Here is a 24357-nt window from a genome sequence, read left to right as displayed (position 1 = left end):
ATTGTGGTTTACCCTAAAATCGGTATCTATTGTGGTTTTCCACATAAATAGTATGGGTATTGATTTGAGTCAAAAAATAGGAGGCAATTTTGAGGAAATTCATTGTGCTTTCACTGACTTATATAATGCTGTCGCTCTTTCCCTTTTTCGCCGGAGCAGATAATTGGAAAATCGGTATTTTGGCACAGCGTGGTGAAACCTTTTTATCACAACAGTGGCAACCGTGGATAAATTGGTTAAACCAGCGTTATCCACAACAGCATTTTTCATTGGTGCCGTTGCAACTTGATGATCTTTCCCAAGATAAAGCCGACAACATTGATTTTATTTTAACCAATCAATCGCAATTTTTTTATCTCAATGATCAGCCTGTCCGTTGGTTGGCAACATTGCAATCCCCTCGTCAGCAACACACCAATGCCGGTAAAGTTGGCAGTGCAATTTTAGTTAATACAGATAGTGATTTTTATCAAATCACTGATTTAAAAGGGAAAACATTAAGTGCGGTTGGCGAAAATGCCTTTGGTGGTTTCTTACTCGGCTACAACGTGTTATATCAACAAGGTTTAGTTGAAGATAAAAACATTTTTTTCCGTTTCAGCGGTTTTCCGGTTGATAATACCGTTTTCTGGCTACAACAGCATAAAGTTGATGCTGCCATTGTGCCTGTTTGTATCTTAGAAGATTTAGCACGTGAAGGAAAAGTCAATTTCTCAGATTTCCGCGTATTAGCGCCACAAAATAACGACTTAGGCTGTGTCTCCACCACACCGCTGTTACCAAACTGGTCGTTAGCAGCAATGAAGCAAGTACCGAATAATGTAGTAAAAAAACTGATGACCATTCTACTCGGTGATGTTCCGGCAGATTTACCGCAATGGAATCCGCCTTACTCCGACCAGCAAGCGGATAATATTTTGCGAAATCTTTTCCGCCATCCACAACAACAAAATTTATGGCAAAGCGTAAAATATTGGATTAATCAGCACCAGTGGCAATTATTGTTGCTTCTATTTTTTATTATTTTCAATTACTTATGGATTAGTTATCAGGTTCATCGTAAAAGTAAAGCGTTAACCCAAGCTTATCAAGAAATGCGCCTTTATGAACAACAACTTATAAAAGCTGACCGCTTAAGTATTTTAGGTGAAATGAGTGCCGGCATTGCGCACGAAATTAACCAACCGCTTACGGCTATCGGAATGTACAGTGAGGGATTGAAACAACAGTTAAAACAACGAGTCAATGCAACATCTGAATTACAAATTTTAGATAAAATACAAATTCAGGTTGATCGCAGTCGGCAAATTATGCGCAACCTTACCGGCTGGGCAAAAGGTAAAGAAGACGAAAGGCTACACAATATTGAGCTGAAATCTTGCTTAGAAAAAACAATTGATTTTATCCGCCAACACTATAATTCCCGTGCCAAGATACGACTAATTTGTGCAAAACAGTGGCAAGTTTGCATAAAAAAAAACAATGTTGGAGCAGATCCTCTGCAACTGTTTACTCAATGCACTTCAAGCACAGGCAAATAAAATCGTGATAAGCGTACAGGAGAAAGAAAACAGCATTCAAATTTTGATTGTGGATAACGGTAAAGGCTTTTCAGAAACCGAATTGGCATTTCCATTTGTGCCATTCCGCAGCCGGAAAAAAGAGGGCTTAGGTCTTGGGTTAACATTATGTCAGCGCCTAATCCACTCAATGCGAGGTGAAATTTACCTCAAAAATCGTCCTGCCGACAAAGGTGCGATGGTGATTCTGGAATTACCGCTTAATCAGGGAGTTGGTGGCAAACAATAGGAGTTTCTCGTGAAAGTACATATCTTAGATGATGATGAAACGGTGGTCGATGCGGCAACATTTCTGCTTACTCAAGCAGGTTATGATGTAGTCAGTTGGTCGAACAGTAAAACTTTTTTAGAACAGGTTAACCCCTTTGAACCGGGAGTAGTGCTGTTGGATATGCGAATGCCCTATTTTGACGGTCGCCAAGTGCATAAAATGCTCAAACAAAAAAACAGCGTATTACAAGTTATTATTATGACAGCGTTTGCCGATGTGGATATGGCAGTCAATGAATTAAAGCAAGGTGCTATCGACTTTTTACAAAAACCGATTCTTTTTGATCAGCTTAAAACTGCATTAGAAAATGCTCGCATTCGCAGTGAAAAACGCTTTCAACAATATCAAATTCAGCAATGTTACGATCAACTTAGTGAAAAAGAGAAAGAGGTATTAGCATTCATTATTGAAGGGAATATCAACAAACAGATCGCAGAACGCCTAAATATTTCTGTTAGAACCGTTGAAGTTCACCGTTCACACATAATGGAAAAAATGCACGCAAAAAATGTTGCCGAACTCATCAGAAAAGTGGATTTACTCAATTAGATAAAATCTATAAATGGACTTCACTGTATCCTTTTTCTACTTTCATATTTTATATATGTACTAAGAAAGTATTGTTTTCATTCTTCAATGATTTTTGTCTATTCAATACTAATAACGCAATAAATTGTAAATTATAACACTTAAAACATATCAATCATTTCCAATTAAGAAACAATTAGTTTCATTATCTCACATTGAAAGAGAATATTTTCTGCATATAATCCAGGATTTCTTAAAGAATAGGAGAATATAATGAAAAAACTAATGTTTGCAGGAGTCTTATTTGCCCTTACAGCAACAAACGTAAGTGCAATTGATGTGGTGAGCAAAGATGGCAAAGTGGATTTTGGTTCACGTTTTGAAGCTACGGTTTTGACTAACAATGTTGATGGTGGTTGGGAAATGATTTGGGGGCCGAAAGAACAACTTTGGCTGACTGAACGTGCAGGGAAAAACATTGTTAGCATTGATCCAAAAACAGGCGAAAAAACCGTGTTATACCATTTCGCCAATGCCTATGAACAATTCCCTCACCAAGGCGTGCTAGGATTAGCATTAGATCCTAACTTTGAGGCTGGCGAGCCTTATGCCTATGCCGCTTATACTTACAACGATGGCGATAAAAAATTCGTTCGTATTGTTCGTTTAACTTATGATGCCAAAGCGAATAAATTGGGCGAGGAAAAAATCGTTCTTGATGGCATTATTGCGGGCGTGGATCACAACGCCGGACGCATCAAATTTGGTCCCGATGGCAAAATTTACTACACCACAGGGGATTTAGGGCATAACCAAGGCAAGCACGTTTGTGATGAAATTACCTCACAAAAATTGCCAACCGCTGAGCAAGTGAAAAACCACGATTACAGCGCTTACAACGGAAAAAGTTTGCGTATCAACAAAGACGGCTCAATTCCTGATGATAACCCAGTGATTAAAGGTGTAAAAAGCCACGTTTATACTTATGGACACCGTAATCCACAAGGCTTAGTTTGGGTAGGTAATAACCTTTACAGCACAGAGCAAGGACCTTCCAGTGATGATGAATTGAACAAACTTGAAGCTGGCGGAAACTACGGTTGGCCACACGTTGCAGGCTTTAAAGATGATTTAGCCTATGTTTATGCTAACTATTCGGCGGCAAAAAACTGCCAAAATGTGAAATTCGATCCGAACATTATTCCTGAAGGCGTGCCAACGCAAAAAGAAACAGATTATAAAGAGCCTGTGGTTGATCCTGTAAAAACCTTCTTCACGGTTAATAACGACTACAACTACACCAATGCGACTTGTGGCAGGTTATCATATATTTGTTGGCCAACCATCGCCCCAGGTAATGCGGTTTATTATCCCAAAGATGGCGTAATACCAGAGTTCCGCAACTCATTACTATTGGCAACCTATAAGAGCGGTGCGATTTATCAAGTAAAAATGAACGAAGATGCGAGCAACGTACAAGGCGACACAGCGAAATATTTCACCAGTGCCAACCGCTACCGTAACGCATTGATTAGCCCAGACACCCGTAAAATTTATGTGGTAACTGACAATATGGGGAACGGTCGTCAATTAGATGACACACCAACCTCAAAAATGGCAAACCCAGGTTCAATTATTGTGTTTGAATATGTAGGCAACTAACAAATCGCCTTCCGATCATTAAAGGGTTGAATTTAAAATAATTTCAACCCTTATTTTGTCCTTTCAACGAACGAATTTTCGATTTTTTTGGTCGTGAAAAGACCGAACCAAGATAAATAGCGAACAGAGTAATTGCCGCACCACACCATTGAATCAAGTTGATTGGTTTATTCAACACAGAATAATCAATCACTAAAGCGGCAATAGGCTCTGAAAGCAACAACAAACCGGTTACCGCTAATGACAATAATGGCACCGAATAGGCGATCATTCCCCAAGCAAAACACTGCATTACCGCACCATAAATAAACACCCAAAGCCAATCCAATGCTGTTGTCGGATACAGATTATCAAAATTAAAAAGCAAAGAGGGGATAATCAAGAACAGAATACCGCCAATACTGACCAATAACATTAATGGGAAAATTGCTGTTGGCTCGCTTTCGTGCGTTTTACGAATAAAAACCATCGATAACGCCAACAACAAACTGGATGAAATACCGCTAATAAAGCCCCACAATGCATTATCGTTATACTGGAATTCACTACCAGTAATCAAATAAACACCGATAACCGCCAACACTAGACTGAACAACTGTACGGTGGACTGTTTCTCTTTGAAATAGAAAAAGCCAATAGCGGCAAGAAAGAAAATCTGCAAACTGTTCAATAAGGTGGAAATTCCCGGCCCGACCGCATACACACTTTCGTGCCACAATCCCAAATCAAAAGCTAAAAATACACCTGCCAGTAAACCATAACGAATTGTCTGTTTTGACTTCGGGAACGGTTGTTTGAAAAGTTTTGCTAAAATAAAAAAGATTATCGCCGCAATCAATAAACGCCAAAAAGCAATAGCATAAGCGCCCACCGGAACGTGGGCAACAATAAGACTGCCTAAACCGAAAACAACGCAACCGATTAATATACCTGGAACTGCAAGCTTTTGTTTTTGCATAAAAATTTCCTCAATATGATGAGATTATTTTTTTGATGCCTGATATAACTCCATTGCTTTCGGCATTAATTTTTCTAAATGTGCTTTACGCGACTGATCGCTCGGGTGAGTAGAAAAAATCGTTGGCACATTACCACCACCGCCCAATCGCTGCATTTTATCCCATAACCCCGGAGCAACCTGAGGATTATAACCGGCTTGCGCACTCAACATTAAACCAATCTCATCTGCTTCGCTTTCTGCACTACGAGAGAAAGGTTTCATTACCCCAAGATCAGCTACTGTACCAACCATATCCTGAGACAAGCTGCTATCCATTCCCTGATATGCTAATGAAACAGAAACAATCGCAGCTACTACACCAACTGCGGTTTGGCGATTTGCTTGGCTTTTCCCGTGCTCCAACAAAGCATGTGCCATTTCGTGTCCCATCACAACTGCAATCTCTTCATCACTTAAACCTAATTTGTCGACTAATCCAGTATAAACTACCATTTTTCCACCCGGCATTGCCCACGCATTCACTTCATTTGATTTAATCACCGACACTTCCCAAGAAAAAGGCACGCCAGTTTTATTGTATTGACGAGCATAAGGCACCATTCGATTAAAAACTCGATGAACACGTTTTGCCGTTGTTGAGGTGGTATCAACATTACCTTTTTGCTTTTCCGTCGCAATCGCTTGACGATATTGATTCGCCGCATTCTGATTCATTGTGCGGGTATCAGCACAACTTGCCACTAAAAATAATATAAAGCAACCGGTTAAAATACGTTTAGAGATTGTCGATAAGATCATCTTTTTATTCCTTTTATCTCAGTAAAATGCCAATTATCATTTCTTTTTTTCTACTAAAGATCAATAGCAATTTTTTAACATTTCACCTATTCATCAGTAAATTTTGCGATAACGTGCCGGCGTTGTGCCAAATTGAGCTTTAAAAGCATCAAAGAATGCTGCCTCCGACTGATAGCCAATCCGCTCCATAATTTGTCTTGATGACAAATTTGTCTGTCGCAATAACTTCGCCGCCATCGACATTCTCAACAAACGAATAAAGGCTTGCACCCCCATTCCGCTTAACTGTTGAAAACGGCGCGCAAAAGTGGCGCGCGACATATAAGCCTTTTGTGCTAACTGCTCAATGGTGTAATTATCCGCCAAATTGTGAAAAATCGGCGTCATAGCCTTACTTAAGAAAGGATCTGAAAATAGACGAATTAAACTCTGCTGTTCCGACAATGAAGATAAATGACGCAAGGCAAACAGCAATAAAATTTCACACATCGATTTAATTACCGTAGCACTACCTAAATAACGAGCTAACGCCTCCTGATAAATTAAGCTGGACAACGCATTCAACTGCGGAATCTGTTTCAACGAAACAATCAACGGTTCCGGCAACAATGATAACAAACCGGCAGCAGCTTGATTCCCTGCTCGGTAATGCCCACAAATCATCTGCAACGAAGGATCTTGTTGGCAATTATGCCGATACAAAATGCCGTTTTGTTGCTCTACCTGCACGGAAGAATATTCCACCGCATCGCCAATTTGGTGCATACTGCCTTGCGTCCATAAACAGAAATCACCGGCTTGCAAACGGTGCACGCTTTTATCCGATCGCATTTGACAATGACCACTCAACAGTAAATGGAAACAAGCTTTCCCTTTTTCCGCTTGCGGTGCTTGCATTAAATAAGGGGAACGGAAGCTACAAAAAACATCAATTTCTGTTTTTAAATCTAAAAGTTCTAAAAATTTATCAATACTATCCATACTATAAAATAAGACGAAAACATAGTTTTTTGCTATTTTAACCACTTTATCGTCTAATTAACATCGTTCAAAATAACACCCGTCAGATAACAATACTGTTAAGTTTAAGGAGTACCTTATGTTAGATTGGAAAAATTTACGCACTCAACTAATGAACCGTTTAGGCTTATTAGGGAAATTACAACCTAATACTATGCAAGCTTATCAATTGCTCAGCAAAGCAGGCAATGACGTGTTGGATTTGAAAACCAAAGAGTTGATTTCTTTGGCTTGTGCAGTAACAACTCGTTGCGATGGTTGTATTAGCGTGCATACCGATGCAGCGATTAAAGCTGGTTGTACACAAGAGGAGATTGCAGCAGCATTAAGTGTGGCAATTGCGATGAACACTGGTGCAGCAATGGTTTATTCCGCACGTGTTCTTGATGCACACGAAGCGTGGAAAAATAATAATTAAGTTCAACACATCTAAAAAAACAAAAGCCGTTATTTCTGAAAAGAATAACGGCTTAATTGCATTAAATGACAAGATTATTTTTTAGCACGTTCAAATGAAGCTAAGATTTCTTCACGTGCTGCAGTAACATCTTCCCAGCCGTCTACTTTCACCCATTTTCCGCCTTCTAAGGCTTTGTAGCTTTCAAAGAAGTGTTGGATTTGTGCTTTTAATAATGCCGGAATATCATTCACATCTTTGATGTGATCATATTCTTTAGTCAATTTGCTGTGTGGTACGGCAATCACTTTTGCATCTTGACCTGATTCGTCAGTCATTTTTAATACACCGACCGGACGGCAGCGAATTACTGAACCCGGTTGTAATGGATATGGGGTTGGTACCAATACATCAACAGGATCACCATCTAAAGAGAGAGTATTGTTGATATAACCATAATTTGCTGGATAGAACATTGCAGTTGCCATAAAACGGTCAACAAATAAAGTACCGGTTTCTTTGTCAACTTCATATTTAATCGGATCTGAATTCGCAGGGATTTCAATCACAACATAAATATCATCCGGTAACGCTTTGCCGGCAGGTACATTTTTTAAACCCATTTCTTTATTCCTTCTAAGAAAAGTTAATCATTCAGTATATAGGGCATTTTATAAGGCATCGCCCTATAAAAACGTTGCGATTATAGCCCTAATCGCAACAAATTGTCGAGGATTAGCTCAACAGCGTTATTCCATATTGAAATAAGCTCCAAGCAATCATTAGCATAATCACGCCAATCACAAAATCAAGAATTCGCCAAGTGATCGCTTTTCTAAATAGCGGTGCTAACAATGTTGAGCCGTACGCCAAACCGAAAAACCACGTGGCAGAAACGCAAAGTCCGCCAATTAAGAAGGCGATCTTTTCCTGCCACGCCAATGTGCCGCCGATACCGCCGATAATCACCACTGTATCAATATAAACGTGCGGATTCAGTAAAGTAACGCTCAACGTTAATAAGATGGTTTTGGCTAAAGACGCACTATTTTCCCCGGCTTGCAGTTGCAAACCGGCATTGCCACGATAAGCGCTGCGCCACGCTCGCAAACCATAAATCAACAAAAAACCGGCTCCAATGAACGCTAATGTCACGGAAGCAACATTATTATGACTGATAAAAGTTCCCAACCCCAAAACGCCGAGGGTAAACAGCACCACATCACACAAAAAGCAGATTAAGGCAACCGCAAAAATATGCTGTTTCAGCAAGCCTTGTTTCAGCACAAACGCATTTTGTGCACCGATAGCAACAATTAAACTGCCTGTCACTAACACGCCGTGAATAAAAGCGTTCATACTTCTCCTTGATAAAGATTAACCGCACCTTGATAACCCAGCTGTCGCCAAGCCTCATAAACAGTAACCGCCACTGAATTGGAGAGATTCATACTGCGGCTATTGGCACACATCGGAATACGAATTTTCTGTTCAATCGGCATTGTATTTAAAATAGCCATCGGAATACCTCTGGTTTCCGGCCCGAACATCAAATAATCTCCCAACTGGAACTTCACTTGACTGTGTGCTGGCCCGCCTTTAGTGGTTAAAGCGAACAGCCGTTTAGGTTGTTCACTCTCTAGAAATTCAGCATAACTTTGATGATGTTTAATTGTGGTGTATTCGTGATAATCCAAACCGGAACGGCGTAAACGCTTGTCATCCCACTGAAAGCCAAGCGGATGAATCAAATGCAAGCGAAAGCCACAGTTAGCACAAAGACGAATAATATTTCCCGTATTTTGTGGGATTTCAGGTTCATAAAGGACAATATCTAACATAATAAAACTTCTTAAAAATTCAAAACAGTTCAATAATTTATTTTTCTTAACTATTATCACAAATTGCTTAGGCACAGAAATGCCTAATCAATTTTTCTAATAATGCTTTGGTCGGTTGAATATATTCCGCCGATAAAAATTCGTCTGGTTGATGCGCCTGTTCGATTGATCCCGGCCCTAACACCAAAGTTGGACAAAGCTGTTGAATAAACGGCGCTTCAGTACAATAGTTAGCAGACACACAAGGTTTGCCTAATAATTTTTCTACCACAGCCACAATTTCTGCTTTGTGTGAGCATTCATAACCCGGAATACCATCATGAAGGTGCTTAATCTGAATCATATCACCGTATTGTTCGATCAACGGTTGTAATTTTTCCTGCACCATTTCATCCAATGATTCCAATCCCATATTCGGCAACGGTCGAATATCAAACTGTAGTTCACAACAACCACAAATACGATTAACGGCATCACCTCCGTGAATAGAGCCAAAATTCATTGTCGGATATGGTACCGCAAAAAAATCATTATGAAACTTCGCTTTCAGCTCATTGCGCAATTCAATTAAATGTGCCGTCGCTTGATGCATAATTTCAATCGCATTCACTCCCTTTTCAGGATCACTAGAATGTCCGGAACGTCCGATTACTGTCACGCTATCACCGAAATGTCCTTTATGAGCGCGCACCGGCTGTAACGAAGTTGGCTCACCGATAATAGCACAATCAGGACGAATCTCCGCGTGCTGCGCAAACGTTCTTGCCCCCAACATTGTGGTTTCTTCATCCGCTGTTGCCAAAATACGCAATGGCTTTTGCAATTTTGTTAGATCCATATTTCGCAAAGTATCAACAATAAAGGCAAAAAAACCTTTCATATCGGCTGAACCTAAGCCATAAAAACGCCCATCTTTCTCAGTTAGTTTAAAAGGATCAAACTGCCAACGACCAGCATCAAACGGCACGGTATCACTATGCCCTGCCAACAATAATCCACCAGCACCTTCGCCATAAGTCGCTAATAAATTGAATTTATAATTTGAACCAGCAATTGGTAAAATATCGACTTTAAAACCAAGATCGTGCAACCAACTTGCTAATTTCTCAATTAACGGTTGGTTACTATGATCGAGTTTAGGATTATCTGTACTGCTGATTGTCGGAATTTCAATAAGTTGTGAATATAAAGAAAGAAAATCGGGAAGATTTGCCATATTTACCTCAAATAAACATTGATTCAAATAAAATAATTATGCAAAATATTAGCATAATTAATCATTATTTTATTTACTATGCTAAAAACACTCATCATTGGGGCGAGTGGTTATACAGGAGCTGAACTCGCCAACATTATTACTAAACATCCACAATTTGAACTTTGCGGACTCTATGTTTCTGAAAACAGTCTGGATAAAGATAAACCTATTTCCGAGATTTATCCACAACTAAAAAACGTTGTTGATTTACCTTTACAACCATTACCACAAGATTTAACTGAATTGGCTAAATATGCAGATTGCGTTTTTCTTGCTACTGCTCACGAAGTAAGTCACCAACTCGCACCAATTTTTTTAGACAATGCCTGTAAAGTATTCGATTTATCTGGCGCTTACCGTGTGAATAATGCTGAGTTCTATCAAAAGTTTTATGGTTTTAAACATCAATATCCACAATGGTTAGAAAAAGCAGCTTACGGTTTGGCAGAATGGAATAAACAACAGATTAAACAGACTGATTTGGTTGCTGTCGCTGGTTGTTATCCAACCGTTTCTCAACTTTGCCTTAAACCGTTAATTGAAAATGACCTATTGGATGAACAACAATTACCCATCATTAATGCAGTCAGCGGTGTCAGTGGTGCTGGTCGTAAAGCCAGCCTCACCTCCAGTTTTTGCGAAGTCAGCCTCAATCCTTACGGCGTATTTACCCATCGTCATCAGCCGGAAATCGCTTCTCATTTAGGCAGAGAAGTCATTTTCACCCCACATTTGGGCAACTTTAAACGTGGTATTTTGGCGACAATTACGGCAAAATTAAAAGCGAATGTCGATACACAACAAGTGAAATCTGCATTTGAACAGGCTTATCACGATAAACCGTTAGTGCGTCTTTATGACCAAGGTTTTCCAAGCATTAAAGCGGTGGAATTCACACCTTATTGCGATATCGCTTTTGCGATTAAAGATCAACATATTATTATTATCGGCGCGGAAGATAATCTATTGAAAGGTGCAGCGGCACAAGCGGTTCAATGTGCCAATATCCGTTTCGGCTTTGAACCAACATTAGGATTGATTTAAGACAATGAAACCATTAGTGATTAAAATCGGCGGTGCTTTGTTGGACACACCGCAAGCGATGCAAAATCTGATCTCAACTTTGGCACAATTTAAACGCACACAACAGCGACAAATTGTGATTGTCCACGGTGGCGGTTGTATTGTTGACGAACTGATGCAACGTTTAAATCTGCCGGTACAGAAAAAACAGGGCTTACGCGTTACACCGGCGGATCAAATTGATATTATTACCGGCGCATTGGCGGGAATTGCCAATAAAAAATTGGTCGCAATGGCAAAAACTGCCGGTTTAAATGTGGTCGGGTTAAGTTTGGGTGATGGCAATTTAACCACCGCAACACAGCTTGATGCGGAATTAGGACACGTTGCAACCGTTCAACCTAAACAGGCTGCTTTATTAAATACTCTTTTAAAGGCGGATTTTCTACCGATTATCAGCTCAATTGCGATTGATGATGACGGTCGGCTAATGAATGTCAATGCGGATCAGGCAGTCACTGCGATTGCAACTTTGTTACAAGCGGAATTGGTGATGTTATCGGATGTTGACGGTGTGCTTGATCAGCAAAAAAATCTGATTGCCGAACTGAATACGGCTCAAATCGAAAAATTAATTGCAGAACAAGTGATTACAGATGGTATGATTGTCAAAGTGAAAGCTGCACTCACCGCAGCACAAGCATTAAATCAAGCCGTTGAAATTGCAAACTGGAAAAAACCGGAAAAATTAGCAGATTTATTTTCCGGACAACGTATTGGCACAAGAATTGCACCTTAATTCGGTGCAAAAAAACTTAATGATCTTAATGATAAAGCATGCCGCCGGCTTTGGCGGTTTCGTTTTTTGAGGAATAAATTATGGCACTTTGGGGCGGACGTTTTACACAAGCGGCGGATCAACGTTTTAAAAATTTTAATGATTCATTACGTTTCGATTATCGGTTAGCACAACAGGATATCGAAGGTTCTATTGGCTGGTCGAAAGCACTGGTCAGCGTAAATGTTTTCAGCACAGCGGAACAGAAACAGGTTGAAGCGGCACTACTTGAACTGAAAGAGACGGTGGCAAATAACCCGGAAATGATTCTGCAGGATGATGCGGAAGATATTCATAGTTGGGTGGAAAGTAAGCTGATTGAAAAAGTGGGCGATCTCGGTAAAAAATTGCACACCGGTCGTAGCCGTAACGATCAGGTGGCGTTGGATATTAAATTATGGTGCAAACAGGAGATCACCTCTTTGCAACAATCTATTCGCCATTTACAAAGCCAACTTATTGTTACTGCGGAAAATAACCAAAATACGGTCATGCCGGGCTACACGCATTTACAGCGCGCTCAACCAATCACTTTTGCCCACTGGTGTATGGCATATTTTGAAATGTTGGAACGTGATTTTTCTCGCCTTGCCGATGCTTATCGCCGTTTGGACACTTGCCCATTAGGTTCGGGGGCTTTGGCAGGAACGGCTTATGCAGTCGATCGTGAACAGTTGGCTAAAGATCTTGGTTTCCAACGTGCAACTCGCAACAGTTTAGATAGCGTTTCCGATCGTGATCACATCATTGAACTGTTGGCAACTGCTTCTTTAAGTATGGTGCATCTTTCTCGTTATGCCGAAGATTTAATTATCTTCAACAGTGGTGAAGCCAATTTCCTTGAATTATCAGATCGTGTTACCTCTGGTTCCTCATTAATGCCACAAAAGAAAAACCCTGATGCTTGCGAATTAATTCGTGGTAAAGCTGGACGTGTTATCGGGGCATTAAATGGAATGTTGGTAACGGTCAAAGGTTTACCGCTCGCCTACAACAAAGATATGCAAGAAGATAAAGAAGGCATTTTTGATGCACTTGACACTTGGCACGCTTGCCTTGATATGGCTGCATTAGTGCTTGAAGACATCAAAGTACATCAAGAAAAAACACGTAACGCCGCCTTGAAAGGCTACTCAAATGCAACCGAACTTGCCGATTATTTAGTTGCAAAGGGCGTTCCTTTCCGTGATTCTCACCATATTGTCGGTGAAGCTGTAGTTTATGCAATTAGCAAATCCAAAGCGTTGGAAGAGTTGCGTGTCGATGAATTTAGACGTTTCAGCGATGTCATCAGCGAAGATGTTTATGCGATTCTCTCTTTGGAATCCTGTTTAAATAAACGTTGTGCTAAAGGTGGTGTTTCACCGCAACGTGTCGCTGAAGCAATTGAAGAATCGAAACAGTTAATTAAATAATTTTCTTATTTACCTTAAATTTAAGCCAAGTCGTTACTGACTTGGCTTTTGTCGTTTAGCACTTTCCAACAAAATCTATCATTTTAATAGACAAATTTGTTTACCTTTTTATCATTGGCATCCTCCCTATCATGAAGGACGGAGTTTTACGGCACTAGGCTGATAAAAGTGGCAAACTTCACACATCGATTTGCACATACTTAAAAACTTTTTTGCTTAATACGATTACTCATTTCCTCTGTGTTAAACGAAAAAATGGTGTCGAAATTTCGACACCATTCCTTTTTTCCACCAAGCTCCTAACGCTTATTTATCTTGTTCTTTCACATTACTGAATGTCGGCGGTAAACCTTTCATATCAGGAAGTTGATGTGCAATACCTTTGTGGCAGTCAATACAAGTGCGATTTTCTTTAATAGCCAATTCGTGCATTCTAGCAGCCACTGCTTTTTGTTGAGAAAAATCCATACGATCAATTTTATGGCAGTTACGGCACTCCTGTGAATTGTTGGCTTTCATACGCTCCCATTCACGCTCCGCCATATGCGCACGACGCTGGTTAAATTTTTCTAAAGTATCGGTATAGCCCATATAATAGGCATAAACTTCACGTGCAGCTTTAATTTTACGCACAATTTTCGGAATAAATTCGTGCGGAACGTGGCAGTCAGGACAACTTGCGCTGACGCCGCTACGGTTTTGATAATGTGCGGTATGCAAATACTCCGGATAAACATCATTAGTATGACAGCTTGCACAAAACTCTTCGGTGTTAGTCTGCTCAAGCGAATAATTAAATCCGACCCAAGAAACTATACCGGCAATAAATGCCACTACTAACAATGTACCTACTGCAATTTTACTCGGACTTCTAAACCATTTCCAAAAACGCTTGATAATATTAGGTTTTTTTTCTGTTGTCATAGTTTACCTCTTATTGTCCGTAACCCGGCAACGGTTTAAATTCATTAGGCACAATCGCTTTAGCATCTGTTTGCGGCACGTGGCACTGCAAACAGAAATAACGTCTTGGCGATGCATTCGGCGAAATCGCACCGTCACGTGACATAAAGTGAGTCGGGCTGATACGAGTTGCCCCGGTAATACGCGAATTTTCCACACTATGGCAATTTAAACATTGGTTTACATTTTTAGTCACCTGCATACCGCTAACGCTATGAGGGATAAGCGGTGGCTGATTCACATAGTTTAATGCTGGTGCATTCTGTTCTTTCGGTACATTATGCACTGCTGGTGCAACATTTTCTGCCGCATTTGCCATAGGAATACCCTCTTTTTCTAAAGAAACATTATTCGGGTTTCCCTCTACAGCAAATACCGATACAGAGAATAGGCTCGCCAACAACAAACCGGTGGCAGAGAATACTTTGATTTTTTTTACCATTTTTCACTCCTGAGAAGGATTAAATCTTGTCGAAAACTTAAAAACATTTTCAGCACATACGTCAAGACAACGTCCGCAACTGATACAATCTTTGGAAAGCACAAGTTGGCTTTCGTCTTTTTTACCGTGTAATGGTGAACGTAAAACTTGTGGTTCAGGACAGACGTTATAACAATCCATACAGTTATCACAACGCTGCCGATCGATCACTTTTACGCGGATAATGCCTTTGGCACCAATCACGCCATAAGTTGCGCCAATCGGACATAAATGCCCGCACCAACCGTGTTCCACCACTAATAAATCAAACACAAATACAGCCACAATCAACCAGATACCGGCACCGAAACCGAAGATTAAGCCGCGTCCTAACGCTGCCACTGGATTCAGCCACTCCCACAATAATGTGCCGCTGATTGCACTGCCAATTAAAATTAAGGCTAACAGCCAATAACGTAAATTGCGTGAAAGCTTTAATGTTTGTCGCCAGCCCAATTTGCGCCGTAACCAAGCCGCACTGTCGGTGACCACATTCAAAGGGCAACACCAGCCGCAGAACACTTTACTACCGACAATCGCATAAAAGGCAATCACAATGACAACGCCGATTAAGCTCGTCAAACTCGGTAGAAAACCACTGGCTAAACTCTCCAAAGTAATTAACGGATCAGTTAAAGGAACGGTATCCAGCAGCATACTGCCACTATAATTTCCTTTTAAAATCCAAACATTAAATAAAGGCCCACTCAAAAACATCGCCAAGATACTGAATTGACTTAAACGACGTAACAACAAAAAACGATTGGCGTGCCACCAACCCAATTTTTGTCTAGCCTCTTTTCCTGCCTCTTTTGGTGAGTTCGCCATTATTTCACCTCCGGTTGTCGTACCGGCAAACTGATAGTTTCGCCTTCAAACAACGAATGACCTGCCTTGTCTTTTTCTTGCCAACCGAAACGGTAATGATGCCCAAGAACGCCTTTTGCTAATTGCATCGGCAGTACTTTGATCGCAGCCTCTTCCAACACACAAGCCTCTTCACATTTACCACAACCAGTACAGGCATCGGAATGCACCGTCGGAATTAAATAGGCGTGTTTGCCGGTACGTTCATTATGCTGCATTTCCAGAGTAATCGCTTTATCAATTAATGGACAAACACGATAACAAACATCACAACGCAAACCTTGCCAATTAAGGCAGGTTTCGTGATCAAGCAGCACCGCTAACCCCATTTTTGCCTGATTAATATCATCAGCATTCGCATCCAATGCACCGCTTGGGCAAGCTTTAGCACAAGGAATATCCTCACACATCTCACAAGGTTTTTTACGTGCGATAAAATAGGGCGTTCCTGCTTGTAAATCAGAAATCCACGATGCTAAATAAAGCATATCGTATGGGCAAGCCTGCACGCACTGTCCACAGCGAATACAGGCTTCGGCAAACTGTTGCTCATCACTCAAAGCAAACGGAGGGCGTAATGCTACGCCATCTTTCGCTAAGCTCTGCTTTTGCGGCAATCCAAGCAAAATACCTAAACTTGCCAATCCACCGACTGTTTTAGTAGCATCTTTTAAGAAACGTCGACGTTCTGGGGTAATTACACGCTCTTTACTCATCACCACTCCAACTAAACTATTAATTTTGTTTAGATCTTAGTGACTTTAACCGCACACTTCTTAAAATCAGTTTCTTTAGAAATTGGATCCGTTGCATCCAATGTCAGCAAGTTAGTTAACTGTCCTTGATCAAAGAACGTAGTAAACACTAAACCTCTTGGTGGTTTATTTCGTCCACGAGTATCAATAATAGTTTCCATCTGTCCACGACGAGAAGCTATCACAGCCTTATCGCCGTGACGTAACCCACGATCTTTTGCATCCAACGGGTGCATATAAAGCACATTAGTAGGAAATGCACGATGCAATTCCGGCACACGACGAGTCATAGTACCAGTATGCCAATGTTCAAGCACACGACCGGTCGATAACCACAAATCATACTCTTGATCCGGTACTTCCGCAGGCGGCTCATAAGGTGCAGCAAGAATTACAGCACGTTTATTCGGTTTACCATAAAAACTGACTTCTTCACCCTCTTTAACATATGGATCATAACCTTCACGGTAACGCCATAATGTTTCTTTACCGTCAACAACCGGCCAACGTAACCCTCTAGCTTTATGATACATATCAAACGGTGCCAAATCGTGACCATGACCTCGTCCAAATGAAGCATACTCTTCAAATAATCCTTTTTGGATGTAATATCCGAAATGTTCCGCTTCATCATTCAGATAATCGCCGATTTCACTGTTCGGATATTTATTGACTTGACCGTTGGTAAACAATACTTCATAAAGTGTTTTACCCTTAAACTCAGGATTTTTCTCTAAAATTTCTGCCGGCCACATCTCATCAGTGGTGAAATATTTAGAAAATTCTACTAATTGCCACAAGTCGGATTTAGATTCACCCGGGCCCTTCACCATTTGATGCCAAAATTGAGTACGGCGTTCCGCATTACCATAAGCGCCCTCTTTTTCTACCCACATAGAGGTTGGTAACATTAAATCCGCAGAAATAGCACTTAATGTCGGATAAGGGTCAGAAACAATAATAAAGTTTTCCGGATCACGCCAACCCGGCAAACGCTCCTGATTGATGTTCGGCCCAGCCTGCATATTGTTATTACACATTACCCAAAGCACATTCATCTTACGATCTTTGAGCATACGATCCTGTAGCACTGCGTGATAACCGACTTTATCGGAAATAACACCAGCCGGAATCTTCCAAAGTTGTTCTGTGTGTTCACGATGTTTAGGATTAGTGACCACTAAATCCGCCGGCAAACGGTGAGCGAAAGTTCCCACTTCACGTGCTGTACCACAAGCGGAAGGCTGACCGGTTAACGAGAACGGCCCACAACCCGGTTTAGAGATCTTGCCAGTTAACAGATGCACGTTGTACATCATTTGGTTTACCCAAACGCCACGTGTATGTTGGTTAAAGCCCATTGTCCAGAAAGAGACCACTTTCTTATTCGGATCGGCATAAATTTTCGCCAATTCTTCCAATAAGCCTTTATCCACACCACTGAGTTCGTGCGCTTTCTCTAATGTATATTCGGAAACAAATGCTTTGAATTCTTCAAAAGTGAAGTCCTGCATTTTGTCGCTACCCGGATTTTTCGCTGCTTTTTCACGCGGATCTGTTGGACGCAAACCATATCCAATATCAGTAGCTGCTTTTTTAAAGACGGTATGTTTGCTGACAAAATCTTCGTTTACCGAATTATTTTGGATAATGTAATTGGCAATATAGTTCAAAATTGCTAAATCGGCTTGTGGCGTGAACACCAAACCATAATCCGCTAATTCAAAACTACGATGCTCAAAAGTAGAAAGCACGGCAATCTTACAATCCGGATTAGATAAACGACGGTCAGAAATCCGAGACCACAAAATCGGATGCATTTCCGCCATATTAGAACCCCAAAGCACCATTACATCAGCCTGTTCAATATCGTTATAACAGCCCATAGGCTCATCAATACCGAAAGTGCGCATAAAGGCAACTGCAGCAGAAGCCATACAGTGTCGAGCATTCGGATCAACATTGTTAGAACGCAAACCAGCTTTAAATAATTTATTTAAAGCGTAACCTTCCCAAATGGTAGATTGTCCGGAAGTGAAACAACCGACAGCGTTTTTACCATTTTTCGCCATCGCCGCTTTAAATTTTTCCGCCATTGTTTTAAAAGCAACATCCCAACTTACCGGCTGGAACTCGCCATCTTTGGCATATTTACCGTCTTTCATTCTTAACATCGGTTGAGTTAAACGGTCTTTTCCGTACATAATTTTCGGCAAGAAGTATCCTTTAATACAATTTAACCCACGGTTTACTTCCGCATCCGGATCACCTTGTGATGCTACAACTCGCCCATTTTGAGTACCCACTAATACACCACATCCGGTACCACAGAAACGACATACTCCTTTTTCCCATCTGATTGAAGTATCTGCCGCTTCAACATTTTTGATAGGAATTGTCATACCGATAGCCGCTGCGGCTGCTGTGGCTGCATTGGCTTTCATAAAATCGCGTCGACTTAAATTCATCATTATCTCCCCACTAAAAAATCACTCACCTAAGTCCTGTTGGTGATAAACCAAAGAAACATTAATCACACCGTCAATATTGCGTGCGTTCTCCATATTTTCCAATAAAATCCGTTGGTTATGTGATTGCATTACGACCACTAATTTTCCCAATTTCGGATCGGAACCGTGTATTTCAGTATGTGGAACTGCTAACAAAGCTGCGGAAATTTGATCCAGTTTATCTGGATGACCTTGTACTACTACACCACATACATGCCACTCTTGGGCATTTTCCATAGAAATATTTTCAGTCATTCTCTATATCTGATCTTGTACTAACATTGAAATTGCCTGCACCGGACAAGCCGATACGCAAGCACCACAACCATTACAATTTTCCAAATCCAATTGCGGTTGTGCGACTTTCCCTAACATCGGTTTAAAAGAAATCGCTCGCCACTCACAACTATCCTGACAGCTTCGGCACTCAACCTGCTTATTGGTCAAACAATTATCTGCTATTGAAATTTTATGCTGCCAAGCTTCAGTTGTGGTCGGCCGGAATATCGGTTGTTGACAGGCTTCAACACATTTCTGACAAAATGTACATTCCGACTGCTGAAAAGAAACCTGCGGATAACCGCATTCATCCTTGATTAACACCTGCGTTTCACATTGCGTAATACAATCTCCGCATTGTGTACATTGTTGGAAAAATATCTCTTTGTCTGCCCACGGCGGTAAAATCGTTTTTTTATTTACTACCACTGTTGATTCACGGATCTTTCCACTAAGGAATTTTCGCCGAGATAAGTCTACATTCTGCATAATTTACGCAAGCTTTATAACGATTAATTAACCGGTTATTATTATCGAAATAAACTACCGTAAGTCAGTAACCGCTATGAGGTATATTATGTTTTTTTGCTTTTTTCTTGAGATAAATCAAAACAACGAGTTCCTATTTTTTACAAAAACAGTGGTCAGTTATCGCCATAATATTGTCACCGGAGTAAAATGCCAGCCTTACTTTTTAACGATTTGGAGAAAAACGTGGCGAAGTATTCGGTTTTAACTCGCATTGCAAAATATTTAATCGGTATTATTTTATTGGCAAGTTTTTGTATTTCCTTAGTATTTGCGCTTTTAATCAGTAGTCAAAGTGATGCTGAAGCGATCAATTTAGCCGGTTCACTGCGTATGCAGGCTTATCGCCTGATTTACCAAATGGAACACGAGAAAGATACAGTTGCACACAATTTGCAGCAATATACACAAACTTTGCAGGAAAAAACATTAAACGATCTACAAAATAGCTACTTTGTGCCAGATAATGTAAAAGCTGCTTATCAAAATGTGGTTAATAATTGGCAGCAGATGAGCAGTTTTGTTCGACAACAACAAATTAACCAATATCAAGCTCAAGTCGATCAATATGTTACGAAAGTAGATGATTTTGTCGCCGAATTGCAACATTTCTCCGAACGTAAAATTATTATGGCGATACTAATTAGCATCTTCTCAATTATCACTATTTTACTGATCGGCTCTTATATGCTGTGGTATATGAAGCGCGAAGTGCTAAACCCAATCGAAAAATTAGTACGAGCGAGTACGCAAGTTCAAAACGGACATTTTAAACATATTCCGTTAGATGTGGATAAACCAAACGAACTTGGCACGCTTTCTGAAACTTTTACAAAAATGGCTAACGAGTTACAGAAACTTTACTGGTTCTTAGAAGAAAAAGTGAACGAAAAAACGAAAAAATTAAGTCAATTAAATCGTACACTCTCAATGTTGTTTCATACTTCACAAAAAATTACCCACATTGATCTGGATTACAATCAATTAACTGAAGTGATCTCCGAAATTCGCGCCAGTGAACATTTACGCTATATTAAACTGATTGTTTATGGCGCAGAGCATCTTGATCTCTCATCAGGCAAAGCGGAAGAGAATTATCCGTGGCAAGAGCAAAAAATCAGTGTCAACGGCAAAATTCTCTCCTGTTTACGTTGGCAAGCAGGCTTACCTTGCCCTGATTTACGCCTAATGCAAAGTGTTGCACAAATGCTTGGGCGAGCAATTTACTTTATTCAAACTCAACGCCAGCAACAACAATTAGTATTAATGGAAGAACGTTCAATTATCGCCAGAGAATTGCACGATTCGTTGGCGCAGGTGTTGGCATTTTTACAAATTCAGCTGACATTGTTGAAACACGCCTTAAAAAGCAGCGATCCGCAAGCTAAAGAAAAAAGTTTTAAAATTATCACTGATTTTGAACAGGCACTTAATGATGGTTATGTACAATTGAGGGAGCTTCTTTCCACTTTCCGTTTAACCATTCAAGAAGCCAATCTCAAGTTAGCGTTGGAGCAGGTAATTGAATCATTGCGTAATCAAAGTGATGCCCAAATTACCTTAGAATGTTCACTGCCATCACAAATTTTCACGGCACAACAGTTGGTACACGCATTACAAGTTGTGAGAGAAGCGTTACTGAATGCGATTAAACACTCTCAAGCGACCTTAATTGAGGTGATCGCACATACCAATCAAGACGGCGAAAATGAAATTATTGTTGCCGATAACGGTATCGGCATTCCTTCTTTGGATGAACCGGAGGGACATTACGGCTTAAATATTATGCAGGAACGTACTGCTCAACTGAATGCTACCTTAACTATTCAACGCCGCCCAACAGGAGGGACGGAAGTCAAAATTTTACTAGCGAATACCTTTACAGAATGATGACGACTGTCAATCAAACAGAAAAAACCTGCACCTTATGTTTCTAAATATTTTAAGGTGCAGGTCAATATTATTTATTATTTCAATACCTTCCAACAGCGATAACCATAAATAGCAATCACAATAAAGCATATTAATGGTAATACAAATGATGCATTCACTGCTGGTAAACCAGCTACTGTACCGAGATCAATAATTGCACCCTGTAATGGAGGCATCAATGCACCACCTACGATAGCCATTACCAATCCTGCTGCCCCTAAAGTGGACTCTTCTTTTAAACCACATAAGGCGATCCCATAAATTGTTGGGAACATTAGTGACATAAAGCCTGAAGTCATAATTAAGCAATATACACCAACAACACTATCACTGAAAATAACTCCTAAAATCGTAACTAATCCGCCCAATGCAAATAACATCAACATTAATTCAGCTTTTAAATACTTCATCAAGGCTGTACTAACAAAACGACTGATTAAGAAAAGAGCCATAGCCATAATATTGAAATGTTGTGCTTCCGCTTTAGTAAAACCTAAACGTTCTGCATATTGAATAATAAAGGTCCAGCACATAATTTGTGTTGCAACATAAAAAACCTGTGCGATTACCCCTTCTCGATATTTAGCATTCTTTGATAATCGACCAAGTGCTTCACCAAATTTAATTTTAGGTTGCTGTTCCGTGCGTGTTTTAGGCATTTTATATAATGCAATGATGATAAAAATCGCCAAAACAACAAAACCTAAAATAATATAAGGATCACGAATAACTGCTAAATCGTGTGTTTTAATCACTGTTTTTTCTGCAGCAGATAATGTTGGAAATATCAAATTCCCAGCGGCATCACGCTTATCTGAATCTAAATTTGTCAAAACAAATTGTGATGCAACAAACATTCCCAAAATAGATCCTAAAGGATTAAAAGACTGAGCTAAATTCAAACGACGAGTTGCTGTTTGAGGATCACCCATTGATAAAATATAGGGATTTGCTGTTGTTTCTAAAAAAGCCAAACCAAATGTGAGAATATAAAGCGAAAATAAGAAAAATGAGAACATTTCATATTTTGCTGCCGGGTAAAATAATAAAGCCCCAACACAGTATAGTGCTAATCCTAATAACACCCCTGCTTTATAATTAAAACGACTCACAAATAGAGCAGCAGGTATCGCCATTGTGCTATAGCCACCATAAAAGGCAAATTGTACCAACGCTGCTTGCGATGCAGGAATTTCCATTACAGTCTGAAATGCCGCCACCATTGGGTTAGTAATATCATTTGCAAATCCCCATAATGCAAATAATGTCGTCAGAAGAATAAAGGGAATCACATACTGTTTTTCTAACACTTTTGCTTTCATAATATAGTCTCCTTTTTTAATACCTTATTACTCTTCAATACGTAATCCGTAAGATTTAAACTTCTCCAGTACTTCAGCCATTTGTTGTTTTGACAATAGTGGAATATCTAATCCTGTTGCCAATAATTTGATATACCATTCGGCTAATACTTCCACTTCGTGGGCTAACCATAGTGCTTTATCAAGATTTTTTTCAGCTGCAATCAAGCCGTGATGAGCCAATAAAATGGCTTTTGAAGTTTTAATACCATCTGCTACATATTCAGCTAATTGATGTGTACCAAAGGTAGCATAAGGTACACACGGAATATGATCTGTCCCTCCTACAGCGATCATATAGTGAAAAGGTGGTATTGATTTTTCTAAGATAGAAACTGCCGCGCAATTAATTGCGTGATTATGTACTACGGCATTAACGTCTTGTCGTGATTGATAAACGGCTAAATGAAAATGCCATTCACTTGATGGTAGTTTTCCTTGTTCATAACGCCCATTTTTATCGACAAAAACAATGCTATCCACTGTCATTTGCTCATAAGGTGTTCCCGTTGGCGTAATCAACATTCCATCTTGATAACGCACACTAACATTACCCGCTGTACCTTGGTTCAATCCTAAGCGAGTCATTTCTAAACAAGTATCAATAATTTTTTGTGAAAGTTGTTGTCTATTCATAATTTAATCCTTAACAGGGATAACCCCTTTTTTAATCAAAATATTGCCATATTTTGCTGTTTCACCTGTTACCACGATGGCATAAGCTTGCCTTGCTTTTTCATAAAAGGCGAAACGCTCAATTCGCTTGATATTAGGCAAAATAGATTCGCCTGCTGTTTGCATTGCTACTAAATAGCGACCTTCTACTGATGGATCCAGCTGATCGCCTGCAACGGCTTGCATCATAATTAACGGTGCATCCACATATTGATCTAATTCAATTAATGGACTAACTGCTGATAATAATCTGGGAATACCAATACCATCTGCACGAATTACCCGATGATGCAATTGGTGTGCTGGAAAATGAGCATCAGCAAACACAATTTCATCACCGTGCCCCATTTCAGCTAATACTTTAAGCAATTCTGGTGAAATAACAGGATCGATACCTTTTAACATTGCAACTCC

Annotated in this window: 26 protein-coding genes; 9 read left to right on the top strand and 17 right to left on the bottom strand. The window is 40.1% G+C overall.

The window, feature by feature from the left end:
• Positions 1 to 89 precede the first annotated feature (89 nt).
• The 4 genes from ACXPAV_RS10415 to ACXPAV_RS10400 all read left to right on the top strand — a co-directional run bounded on the left by ACXPAV_RS10415 (position 90) and on the right by ACXPAV_RS10400 (position 4041).
• Positions 90 to 1541, top strand: a complete 1452-nt coding sequence (locus tag ACXPAV_RS10415; protein ID WP_458003420.1) for a sensor histidine kinase — start codon at positions 90 to 92, stop codon at positions 1539 to 1541.
• Positions 1483 to 1809 carry an ATP-binding protein gene (locus ACXPAV_RS10410; protein ID WP_458003419.1) on the top strand — a complete coding sequence of 109 codons (327 nt, stop codon included), beginning with the start codon at positions 1483 to 1485 and terminating at the stop codon, positions 1807 to 1809. Before ACXPAV_RS10415 ends, ACXPAV_RS10410 begins: the two co-directional genes overlap by 59 nt.
• Positions 1810 to 1818: 9 nt before the next feature.
• A complete protein-coding gene (locus ACXPAV_RS10405) occupies positions 1819 to 2400 on the top strand; it encodes a response regulator (RefSeq protein WP_039172505.1) in 582 nt (193 codons plus the stop codon).
• Between the two features lie 252 nt (positions 2401 to 2652).
• Positions 2653 to 4041: a glucose/sorbosone family PQQ-dependent dehydrogenase gene (locus ACXPAV_RS10400; protein WP_458003418.1), complete on the top strand. Its 1389-nt coding sequence runs from the start codon at positions 2653 to 2655 to the stop codon at positions 4039 to 4041.
• Between the two features lie 43 nt (positions 4042 to 4084).
• Here the strand turns inward: ACXPAV_RS10400 and ACXPAV_RS10395 are convergent, their stop codons facing one another.
• From ACXPAV_RS10395 to ACXPAV_RS10385, 3 genes are all read right to left on the bottom strand, one after another.
• The gene (locus tag ACXPAV_RS10395; protein WP_039172498.1) at positions 4085 to 4999 is read right to left on the bottom strand and encodes a DMT family transporter; all 915 of its coding nucleotides are present in this window, start codon (positions 4997 to 4999) and stop codon (positions 4085 to 4087) included.
• Between the two features lie 24 nt (positions 5000 to 5023).
• On the bottom strand, positions 5024 to 5800 hold the full coding sequence (locus ACXPAV_RS10390; RefSeq protein ID WP_039172494.1) for a M48 family metallopeptidase: 777 nt from the start codon (positions 5798 to 5800) through the stop codon (positions 5024 to 5026).
• Positions 5801 to 5893: 93 nt separating this feature from the next.
• Positions 5894 to 6781: a cupin domain-containing protein gene (locus tag ACXPAV_RS10385; protein ID WP_458003417.1), complete on the bottom strand. Its 888-nt coding sequence runs from the start codon at positions 6779 to 6781 to the stop codon at positions 5894 to 5896.
• 118 nt (positions 6782 to 6899) lie between these two features.
• Here ACXPAV_RS10385 and ACXPAV_RS10380 point away from each other — a divergent pair, with 118 nt between their 5' ends.
• Positions 6900 to 7238 (top strand): carboxymuconolactone decarboxylase family protein, encoded by a 339-nt coding sequence (locus ACXPAV_RS10380; RefSeq protein ID WP_039150015.1) that lies wholly within the window; start codon positions 6900 to 6902, stop codon positions 7236 to 7238.
• Positions 7239 to 7312: 74 nt separating this feature from the next.
• Here the strand turns inward: ACXPAV_RS10380 and ppa are convergent, their stop codons facing one another.
• From ppa to argE, 4 genes are all read right to left on the bottom strand, one after another.
• The gene (gene ppa / locus ACXPAV_RS10375) at positions 7313 to 7840 is read right to left on the bottom strand and encodes an inorganic diphosphatase (RefSeq protein ID WP_458003416.1); all 528 of its coding nucleotides are present in this window, start codon (positions 7838 to 7840) and stop codon (positions 7313 to 7315) included.
• 112 nt (positions 7841 to 7952) lie between these two features.
• Complete coding sequence (locus tag ACXPAV_RS10370; RefSeq protein WP_021461615.1) at positions 7953 to 8576, bottom strand: LysE/ArgO family amino acid transporter; 624 nt, start codon at positions 8574 to 8576, stop codon at positions 7953 to 7955.
• Entirely contained in the window at positions 8573 to 9058 is a 486-nt protein-coding gene (gene trmL, locus ACXPAV_RS10365; protein ID WP_039162479.1) for a tRNA (uridine(34)/cytosine(34)/5-carboxymethylaminomethyluridine(34)-2'-O)-methyltransferase TrmL, read from the bottom strand. Before trmL ends, ACXPAV_RS10370 begins: the two co-directional genes overlap by 4 nt.
• A gap of 67 nt (positions 9059 to 9125) precedes the next feature.
• Positions 9126 to 10274: an acetylornithine deacetylase gene (gene argE / locus ACXPAV_RS10360; protein WP_039141349.1), complete on the bottom strand. Its 1149-nt coding sequence runs from the start codon at positions 10272 to 10274 to the stop codon at positions 9126 to 9128.
• 78 nt (positions 10275 to 10352) lie between these two features.
• Here argE and argC point away from each other — a divergent pair, with 78 nt between their 5' ends.
• The 3 genes from argC to argH all read left to right on the top strand — a co-directional run bounded on the left by argC (position 10353) and on the right by argH (position 13592).
• Positions 10353 to 11360, top strand: a complete 1008-nt coding sequence (gene argC, locus ACXPAV_RS10355) for an N-acetyl-gamma-glutamyl-phosphate reductase (protein ID WP_458003415.1) — start codon at positions 10353 to 10355, stop codon at positions 11358 to 11360.
• A gap of 4 nt (positions 11361 to 11364) precedes the next feature.
• Complete coding sequence (gene argB / locus ACXPAV_RS10350; protein WP_458003414.1) at positions 11365 to 12138, top strand: acetylglutamate kinase; 774 nt, start codon at positions 11365 to 11367, stop codon at positions 12136 to 12138.
• An 80-nt stretch (positions 12139 to 12218) separates the two neighbouring features.
• A complete protein-coding gene (argH, locus tag ACXPAV_RS10345) occupies positions 12219 to 13592 on the top strand; it encodes an argininosuccinate lyase (RefSeq protein ID WP_458003413.1) in 1374 nt (457 codons plus the stop codon).
• Between the two features lie 306 nt (positions 13593 to 13898).
• Here argH and ACXPAV_RS10340 read toward each other — a convergent pair whose 3' ends face one another.
• From ACXPAV_RS10340 to napF, 7 genes are read right to left on the bottom strand one after another with little or no spacing between them, the layout of a single operon-like run.
• The gene (locus ACXPAV_RS10340; protein ID WP_039141340.1) at positions 13899 to 14516 is read right to left on the bottom strand and encodes a cytochrome c3 family protein; all 618 of its coding nucleotides are present in this window, start codon (positions 14514 to 14516) and stop codon (positions 13899 to 13901) included.
• Positions 14517 to 14526: 10 nt separating this feature from the next.
• Positions 14527 to 14997: a nitrate reductase cytochrome c-type subunit gene (locus ACXPAV_RS10335; protein WP_039141338.1), complete on the bottom strand. Its 471-nt coding sequence runs from the start codon at positions 14995 to 14997 to the stop codon at positions 14527 to 14529.
• Between the two features lie 3 nt (positions 14998 to 15000).
• A complete protein-coding gene (gene napH / locus ACXPAV_RS10330) occupies positions 15001 to 15864 on the bottom strand; it encodes a quinol dehydrogenase ferredoxin subunit NapH (protein ID WP_458003412.1) in 864 nt (287 codons plus the stop codon).
• A complete protein-coding gene (gene napG / locus ACXPAV_RS10325) occupies positions 15864 to 16619 on the bottom strand; it encodes a ferredoxin-type protein NapG (RefSeq protein ID WP_458003411.1) in 756 nt (251 codons plus the stop codon). The genes napH and napG overlap by 1 nt, the downstream gene beginning before the upstream one ends.
• A gap of 29 nt (positions 16620 to 16648) precedes the next feature.
• Complete coding sequence (napA, locus tag ACXPAV_RS10320; RefSeq protein ID WP_458004423.1) at positions 16649 to 19126, bottom strand: nitrate reductase catalytic subunit NapA; 2478 nt, start codon at positions 19124 to 19126, stop codon at positions 16649 to 16651.
• 21 nt (positions 19127 to 19147) lie between these two features.
• Positions 19148 to 19423: a chaperone NapD gene (locus tag ACXPAV_RS10315; protein WP_039165921.1), complete on the bottom strand. Its 276-nt coding sequence runs from the start codon at positions 19421 to 19423 to the stop codon at positions 19148 to 19150.
• Between the two features lie 3 nt (positions 19424 to 19426).
• Positions 19427 to 19936 carry a ferredoxin-type protein NapF gene (gene napF, locus ACXPAV_RS10310; protein WP_458003410.1) on the bottom strand — a complete coding sequence of 170 codons (510 nt, stop codon included), beginning with the start codon at positions 19934 to 19936 and terminating at the stop codon, positions 19427 to 19429.
• 189 nt (positions 19937 to 20125) lie between these two features.
• On the opposite strand from napF, the gene narQ reads away from it, so the two are divergent.
• Positions 20126 to 21865, top strand: coding sequence for a nitrate/nitrite two-component system sensor histidine kinase NarQ (gene narQ / locus ACXPAV_RS10305; RefSeq protein ID WP_458003409.1), 1740 nt, complete (start codon positions 20126 to 20128; stop codon positions 21863 to 21865).
• A gap of 77 nt (positions 21866 to 21942) precedes the next feature.
• Here narQ and fucP read toward each other — a convergent pair whose 3' ends face one another.
• The 3 genes from fucP to fucU are packed head-to-tail and all read right to left on the bottom strand — an operon-like array spanning position 21943 to position 24348.
• Entirely contained in the window at positions 21943 to 23229 is a 1287-nt protein-coding gene (gene fucP, locus ACXPAV_RS10300; RefSeq protein WP_013746038.1) for an L-fucose:H+ symporter permease, read from the bottom strand.
• A gap of 27 nt (positions 23230 to 23256) precedes the next feature.
• The gene (gene fucA / locus ACXPAV_RS10295) at positions 23257 to 23904 is read right to left on the bottom strand and encodes an L-fuculose-phosphate aldolase (RefSeq protein WP_013746037.1); all 648 of its coding nucleotides are present in this window, start codon (positions 23902 to 23904) and stop codon (positions 23257 to 23259) included.
• Positions 23905 to 23907: 3 nt separating this feature from the next.
• Positions 23908 to 24348 carry an L-fucose mutarotase gene (gene fucU, locus ACXPAV_RS10290; protein WP_013746036.1) on the bottom strand — a complete coding sequence of 147 codons (441 nt, stop codon included), beginning with the start codon at positions 24346 to 24348 and terminating at the stop codon, positions 23908 to 23910.
• Between the last annotated feature and the right edge of the window lie 9 nt (positions 24349 to 24357).

The sequence above is a fragment of the Gallibacterium sp. ZY190522 genome (genome assembly GCF_054166015.1).
The sequence above is the reverse complement of the archived record's forward strand: the minus strand, read 5'-3'. Positions and strand labels throughout refer to the sequence as shown.